4 protein-coding genes are annotated in these 5,606 nt (G+C 32.8%); 1 reads left to right on the forward strand and 3 read right to left on the reverse strand.

What is annotated here, in order from left to right; translation table 11 throughout:
- Window positions 1-1,970 (reverse strand): SMC family ATPase (locus IJI80_RS04885; RefSeq protein WP_292788127.1); only part of this gene is annotated, 1,970 nt, incomplete at its 3' end.
- Window positions 1,971-3,092, reverse strand: coding sequence for an exonuclease SbcCD subunit D (locus IJI80_RS04890; RefSeq protein WP_292788130.1), 1,122 nt, complete (start codon window positions 3,090-3,092; stop codon window positions 1,971-1,973). It lies immediately after the preceding gene.
- 172 nt (window positions 3,093-3,264) lie between these two features.
- On the opposite strand from IJI80_RS04890, the gene IJI80_RS04895 reads away from it, so the two are divergent.
- Window positions 3,265-3,987 (forward strand): PD-(D/E)XK nuclease family protein, encoded by a 723-nt coding sequence (locus IJI80_RS04895; RefSeq protein ID WP_292788131.1) that lies wholly within the window; start codon window positions 3,265-3,267, stop codon window positions 3,985-3,987.
- 24 nt (window positions 3,988-4,011) lie between these two features.
- On the opposite strand, the gene IJI80_RS04900 is transcribed toward IJI80_RS04895, so the two are convergent.
- Window positions 4,012-5,499 (reverse strand): DUF2779 domain-containing protein, encoded by a 1,488-nt coding sequence (locus IJI80_RS04900; protein ID WP_292788132.1) that lies wholly within the window; start codon window positions 5,497-5,499, stop codon window positions 4,012-4,014.
- Between the last annotated feature and the right edge of the window lie 107 nt (window positions 5,500-5,606).

The raw sequence follows: 5,606 nt of genomic DNA on the forward strand, positions 1-5,606 counted from the left end.
GTCAATTGTTTCAAAGTGCCACTTAATTCCAGGAAGGTTGTGTCTAACTTCTTATATTCCTCTTCAACAGAACTATATGCCTTTTCCATTTCGGATACATCAACCACTTCCTTGTCTTTAACTTCCTCTTCCAAATGTTCAATGATTGATTCGTATTTGGTTTTCTTTTCATCGAAATTTTCAATCTTTGCCTTTAGTTTGGATAAATCATCTTCATCTAACTTTTTACTGATATAATCATCATAATCAGTGTCATTATCTTTATATAATTTTTCCAATTCAAGATTATGGGATTTGATATTATCTTCATGCTGTTTAATGTCCTTTTCAAACATTTCGATTTTGCCTTTAATTGTTTTGATGGTAGAATCTAATTCTTGCCTTGCTTCAGTCAATTCCTTAAATTCTGTATCCAATTTTTCCTTTTCCTCTTTCTTATCTCCCAATAGCTTAAGATTCTTTTCCTTTTCTACTTTAACATCAAGGTCTTCAGGAATATCATATTCTGCGATTATCTTTTCCATCTCTTCAATCTTAGCTTCACATTTCTTTCTTTTGCCATCAAGGTCTTTCACTATTTTTTCAGCATTTTCCACATCTTCCTTAGTGTATTCACTATCTGCAGCAATTGCCTTATTAGGATGATCTGTTGAACCGCATACAGGACATGGAGCTCCATCAACCAATGTATCCGCCAATTCAACTGAAGCGTTTAGATAATATTTTTGCCTTATTGATTCATACAAGCCATTTTGCTCTTCATGCTCCTTAGATATTTCTTTATATTTATTTTTGGTCTCATCCAATTCATCAGATTTATTCAGATAACTTTCATAAACATTATCCAAATTGACAAAATCATTTATCTCATTGGCTAATTTTTCTGCTTCAGCAGGATAGGCATCTAATTTTTTAAAATCCTCTTCCTTTTCCTTGCATTCATTCATCTTGGTTTCCAAACATTCCCTATGTTTGACACATTGCTCATTTTTCTCTCCCAATGATTTAGAATTTATATTTAAGGCAGTGAGCACCTTGGAGATAGGATTTGCAACCTTAATATTGTAATCATATTGTACCTTTTCCTCTTCAATCTTAGGATTTTCTGCCAATAGGGATTCCTTGTTTTTGCAAGCTTCCTGATAAGTCAAGATGTTTTCATTTAATTTCCTTATCTTATCCAATTCATTGAACATTTCTGTTTTTTCCGCTTCCTTTTTATCCCTTGCTTCTTTGGTTTCATTAACTATTTTCTCATCTTCAGTTATTTTTTCAGTTAATGCATCAATTGTTTCATCATTGTTCAATCCAAAGACATCAATTATGTCTTTTAGATTTTTCTTTTCAGTGTCTATCTTATCCTTAACGCTTTCAATTTCACGTTTTTTGGAAAACATTCTTTCCTTTAATTCATTCTGCAATATGTCATAGAACTCTGTGTCGAATATCTTCCTGAAGATTGTTGTCTTTTCTTTAGAGTCTGCAAGGAGGAATTTGGTGAACTCTCCTTGAGAGAGCATTGCAACTTGTCTGAATTGCTTATAATCAAGCCCTATCAATTCAGCCAATTCTTTGTCTGCCTCTTTTTTCTTTGTTAATTTTCTCCCATTTATTTCAGTCTGGACAGTTTGGGACTTTTTTATTTCTCCTGAACCATCTGACTTTGGCTTAGAATATTCCGGAGTTCTTCTAACTTCATAAAACTTGTTCTTATAGTAGAACTCCAAGTTTACATATGGCACAACATCATCTGCAGCAAAATCACTTTTCAACCCATTTGATCCTCTGAATTCTCCAGAAGCCTTACCATATAAAGCAAAGCATACAGCATCAAATATTGTTGTCTTTCCTGCACCGGTATCTCCAGATATGAGCAATAATCCCTTATTTATCCTTTCATTTTCAAAATCAATTTCCACTTCATCCTTAAATGGACCAAATGCACGCATAGTTAGCTTTTTTAAACGCATCTACATATCCCCCTCTAATGATTCAATAATTGATTTTATACAATTCTCTTCCTCTTCAGTCATTTCCCTTCCGTTTTGCTCCTTAAAGAATAAATCAAATAATTCATAATGGTTGGCTTCCCCTTCCACTATTATCTCTCTTCCTTCATCACTAGTGTCAATGAATGAGCGAATGTTTACAAATTCCAAGGCAATTGCATTTTCAAACCTTTCCCTTATCCTTTCCATAGGAGAAATGATTGTATTCTCATCTAATAATTTAACCTTAATGATATCGTCAGTTGGTTCCATATACATTACTTGCTCAAATGTTCCCTTTAATATTTTCATATCTCTACGTGGCTTCAATTCAACCAATTCAAAGCCTTCAATATCATCAGTGTCTATTATCACTACACTTTTCTCATCCTTAGCTTCACTAAATGAATATTTCAATGGAGTTCCTGAATACCTAACAGTTTCTCTTCCAACACTTTGAGGTCTGTGAAGGTGACCTAATGCAACATAATCAAAATCATCAAATAAGCTAACTTGAATAGGATCCAATGTACCTACACTCTCAGAATCAGACTGTTTAGGAGGCACTTCACCTTTTTGGACAAACTGATGAGCAAGAAGAATGTTTTTCTTGTTTTCATCAAGATTTTCTCTTTTTAAAATCCATTCCATCATGCTATTTGAATCGTTGATGTTTTCATATTCCTCATCTCCCATTAAATCCTTTAAATGGAATGGCTTTAGGAATGGCAATAGGTAAAAGTCCACATCTTCAACACTTACCTTTTCTATTTTACCTTCATATGAAGTGGCAATGTGAATATTGAATTCGTTGAATATTTTTGAACCAAATGCCAATCTTTCATTAGAATCATGGTTTCCACTTGTAATCAATATTTTAACATTCTCTTTTGATAAAGTGGTTATGAAATCATCAAATAGTTTAATAGCGTCAGCTCGAGGAATAGTCTTGTCATAAATGTCTCCGGATATCATGACAACATTTACTTCTTTTTCCTCAACTATTCTTACTATTTCATTAAGTATGTATTCCTGATCATCCTGCAAAGATTCTTCTAATAAGTTCTTTCCTAAATGAAGATCGCTTGTGTGTAATATTTTCAAAAAAAATCATCTCCCTAATTAATATAGGGTTTTAGCAATCACAAAAAATGATTAGCACCACCCTTTACTTAAATAGTAAATATGTTATGGTGATTTATAAAGGTTTTTAAAAAAAATATGGATAAAATGTTTTATTGAATAAGAAACAATAGTTAAAACAAGGTGTGAACTTATGACTACTAAATTGACTTTATCCAAATCCAAAATCAACACATTCATTGAATGCCCTCGTAAATTCAAATACCGATACATTGATGAGATAAGTGAAGAAGCGAATGAATACATGCTTCTTGGAACAGAAGTTCATGAAATAGCTGAGGAAATAGCTGGAGAATTGATGGATGGAAACGAGATTGAAGATGTGTTCTTAAACCTTGAATATGATGATAAACTGGAAGACCATATAAGAGGATTGGAGAAATTCTTCAAGGACATCTATTCCAATGGCTATGAGATCTTCAGCGTAGAAGAGTACATTGTTGATGAAGAGAGCAATATGAATGGTATTGTTGATATAGTCATAAAGAATAGTAGGGATGAACTTATAATCTTTGATTATAAGACCGGAAAGCCAAGGAATATTGAAAAATATAAATTGGAATTATGTGTTTATAAGATATTATTGGAATCCAAGTATCCTGAGCTTAATGTTGTCTCTGCTGGAATTTACTTTACAGGTTCTGCGGCATATAGAATAGCTAATTTTGGTTCTCATAGTGGAGATTACTTTAAGTCACAGTCAAAAGAGGATATTGGTGATGGCGATTTTGATTATGTGGATGCAGTAGTAGATAATTTGTATGAAACTATTGATAGGAATTATTATAAGAAAAAAAGAGGATTTTTATGCAGATATTGCTTTTATAAAGAGATGTGTGATGGAGATTTTGGTTAATTTAAAAAAAGAACAAAAATATCCTCATATAACTTCTCTAAACTTCTCCCAAATCTTTACCATTGCAAGAGAATCAAGTTCACAATATCTAAGCAATCCTTCTCTAATTATTTCTTGCTCCTCTTTTGATTTCTCCTTCAAATTCAGGAATGCCTCTGCTGCTTCACCACCATGATGAACAACTGGGAGGTTATGATAATCAAGCTCCGGATCATTCGGATACAATGCTGGAAGAACATACTTCAATGAATGAGATCCCTTCATTTCCCTTGCATAATAGTTTCTGTTCTTAAATGGAATCATCAAATCAACCATATTTGCATTGATTCTATCCATTTCTCCTTTTAAATCAGGATATAATCTTCCAATCTCATTGTTCCTTCCAGATTCAAAAGCCTTATTGTAGACAATTACACTGCCGTTTTCACTTATGTCACTTATCATGCTTTCTGCAAAGTGCCTTAATAGATTATCATCATCCGCTTCTGCAAGGAATTCCCTATGTTCTAAAGCTGCATCCTCATCCCTCTTGATATGCAATGAGTATTGGAAAGGTATCTGCTGGTATGCTCTAGTTCCTTCCATTTCAGGTATTGCATGTTGACATGACTCATAATCAATGAAATACAATGGATATTTGAGAGAGTCTAAAAACTCTTTAATGGCTTCCCTTTCTATTTTAGGTTCCTTATTGTTTAACTCAAAATCTATTTGCTCAAGGAATCTTGGGTTTATATCATCATCCTTTAAATCTTCAAAGGATATCTTTCCTTCATCGTATTTTTTAACCTTATCAATTGTTTGCATTCCCTTTACATCAAATACATTAGGCTTTGGAAGGTCTCTTGTACAATACTGCCAGTAATCACAGTGATATGGCTCAAAGCATTGCATCCCTATTTCTACCTTAGGCTCATTGAATTCATCATGAGATTCCATAAACTCATTGATTTCATCGATATTCTTTCTTATTTCCTTCTGCTTTGCCTTTGAAGTTTCAGTTATGTCCTTAATGGTGAAGAGCTCCTTCAAGTCAAGTTCCCCATCCAATACATATTTGTTGTTTATATGGACAATAGCTACCTTCTTAACATTCAATCCTAGATTTGACAATACATAATGCTGGTATGAAGCGTCATCCAAATAGATATCCCTGACTCCTGTAGAGCTTTTAACTTCATAGATTTCCACACCATCCTCATCATTTTTAAGAATGTCTACACTGCAGAAATTGTTATCATATGAAAATGAGGCTTCTGTAATGACATTTGGTTTATTTGGAAGCAACTCGTTTGTTTTTTCTATCATATTTGAGAGATTGATGTCAAATTCTATATCTTCATAATCTCCAAACAATCCTTTTGCAAGCTCTCCTACCTTTCTGCCATTTTCAAAAATAGCTGACTTATCCTCACCTGCTGCACAATCAGGTTTGTATTTATTCATCCAAAGGATTTTCTTACATTGGATGCAATTGCAATATCTGGATTTTGATAAATATACCTTATTCATAACTACCCCTTACTTTATGCCTATTGCAAAAATTCTTTTAAAATTAGAAATATATATGTTTTTAGAAATTATTAAATGTTTATAAAACTTTTAAAAAAATTGAAAAA

It is taken from the genome of Methanobrevibacter sp., assembly GCF_017432245.1.
GTDB lineage: Archaea > Methanobacteriota > Methanobacteria > Methanobacteriales > Methanobacteriaceae > Methanobrevibacter.